The following is a 2,306-nucleotide window of genomic DNA, read 5'->3' as shown; positions in this document are numbered from 1 at the left end:
TGACCTAAGGACAATCCAGTAGCGGCTATTTCAGAGCATCGCATTTATAGCAATTTTATTTCCCATAAGGTACAAATGGATCCCCCATTATCCCCCTTATCAAGGGGGACTTTGAGGTTGATAGCTGTACCTGATAAATCCTATAAATGCTATAGCAAAGAGCGTTCGCATAAGCGCGGAAGCCTGACCTAAGGACAATCCAGTAGCGGCTATTTCAGAGCATCGCATTTATAGCAATTTTATTTCCCATAAGGTACAAATGGATCCCCCATTATCCCCCTTATCAAGGGGGACTTTGAGGTTGATAGCTGTACCTGATAAATGCAATAATTGCTATAATTTTAAAGATTAATTTTGGGATAGCATTTAAGTTGAAGCGATTATCATGGGATAGTATTTAAATTGATAAGATATTTATGGGTTCCCGTAGCGGCTCCTAGATACCATCTCTTTCTATGCCATTTATTTGCTCGATCCCCCCCAGCCCCCCGTGATCATTGGGGGGAGTCGGAAACCTATATCGAAAGCCTGATTATTGTAAGAAGTCCGCCAATCTATCTCAAAAACCTTATCAAAGGGGGGAGTCCGAAAATATCTCTGGAAAGTCCCCCTTATTAAGGGGGATTTAGGGGGATCAAAACCCACGCAAAAAACCAAAATATCAATTATGGTAGAATGTGCGATCGCCAACAAAGACAATGTCATCTGCCTTATAACTCCAATTTAGTAAGCAGAGCTAGAAAATTAAGGAAAACTATGACACCAGCTGAAAAAAAGCTGTGGTGTGACTATTTAAAAAATTTTCAGTTTAGAGTCTTGCGACAAAGACCGATAGGGAATTTTATTGTTGACTTTTATTGCGCTGCTTTAAAATTAGTGATTGAAGTTGATGGAGAGTCTCATTATACAGAAGCAGGCCTTGCTTATGATAAAGAAAGAAGCCACATTCTTGAAGGTTATGGATTAAAAGTAATTCGATTTACCAATGATGAAGTATTGCACAATTTTGAAGCAGTGTGCGATCGCGTAGCGTGACCAAAGGTCAATCGGATCAGCAGTGAGCTTCGGGAGCATGTCAAATTCGTAGAACAAATGTACTAAAAAAACTCATGACTGCTACTGAAGCCCCGAAAACACTGTATGTAGTTCAAGGGTCTGCATAAGTGATATGCTCCCTGAGTTTTTCTATGAGTTTTATGAGTTTTTCTATGAGTTTTTCTATGAGTTTTGGGAGTATGTCAAATTAATAGAACAAATGTACTATAAAACTCCGGCGACTGTTGCCCCGAAAACACTGTAGTTCAAGGGTTTGTAGTTCAAGTGTTCTTATAAAATTGACCTGCTCCCCAAATATTCAGCGCTTTGTGACATGCTCCCTGAGTTTTTCGTGAGATAAGCAGGTGCACAAAATTAATTACATACACATTTTCAAATATTCTTCAGGGGGTGACAAGCGCTCTTTAAAAGCTTACAGGGGTTAGGTTTTAGGGGTTAGGTGAAGCGGGAAGAATGTCCGTGCGGGTATGGATTTATTAAAACTATCATTGACGTTGTATGGTAAAAATTGCTTCAATAGAGAGCAATACAAATCACTCCGATGCGCTCATTTTACCCAAAACCTAAAACCTAACACCGTTCCACCTATCTAGGTTTGAGCTTTGTTGTCACCCCGTGAGCAAATACTCAAAGCCTTTCAGGTTAAGGGTGACAGAAATTGGCAGTAGAAAATTAATTCTGTGTAGGTGCTTATGAGTTTTTCTATGAGTTTTTCTATGAGTTTTTCTATGAGTTTTACGAGGATCACAGATATATAACAGGGCTACTATTAAATTGTTCTCACAAATTGATGGGGAGCAAGTCTATGTTCCAGAACATTTGAAGACACCATTATGCACCAAGGAAGCTGATTATAGTGGCTTTTTCAAGGTGGTCTGTTCTTGATTATTCATACCCAGTGCCAAACTGTGATGCTCCCGTCAGAAAGCATCTCAAAAATATCTATTTCTATCAGAAGGACAAAACCAATTTCATTTTTTATGGCTTCCAGAACAGCAAATACAAAACGAAACTTAATAGATAATGCTGCAACAGAGAACGATCGCTCCCATATTCTCTCTCAGTTTTGGCAGCAATGGCAAGAAAGTCGAGACCAGCTTTATCGCTGCTGTCTCAAGATGATGAATTCTAACCGAATGGATGCCGAGGATGCTCTGAGTCAGGCAATGGTAAAAGCTTGGGAAAAGGTGCAAAAGTTCGGGGAAAAAATTACTAATTTAAAGGCTTGGTTGTATCAGGTAACTCGTAAT

The 2,306-nt window shown here is 39.4% G+C and carries 2 protein-coding genes; both read left to right on the top strand.

The features are described 5' to 3' along the window. Positions 1-675: 675 nt before the first annotated feature. Positions 676-1,035, top strand: coding sequence for an endonuclease domain-containing protein (locus F6K52_RS29790; protein ID WP_293087309.1), 360 nt, complete (start codon positions 676-678; stop codon positions 1,033-1,035). 1,001 nt (positions 1,036-2,036) lie between these two features. Next, on the top strand, positions 2,037-2,306 hold a 270-nt coding region (locus F6K52_RS29785), incomplete at its 3' end, for a sigma factor (RefSeq protein WP_293087306.1).

This window comes from Moorena sp. SIO3H5 (genome assembly GCF_010692395.1).
Classification (GTDB): Bacteria; Cyanobacteriota; Cyanobacteriia; order Cyanobacteriales; family Coleofasciculaceae; genus Moorena.
Note: the sequence above shows the minus strand (reverse complement) of the source record. Positions and strands in the feature narration are given on the sequence as shown.

Bases quoted from the DNA above. Each gene is read 5' to 3' on its own strand.
- F6K52_RS29790 (WP_293087309.1), top strand. From the start codon at position 676: ATGTGCGATCGCCAACAAAGACAATGTCATCTGCCTTATAACTCCAAT.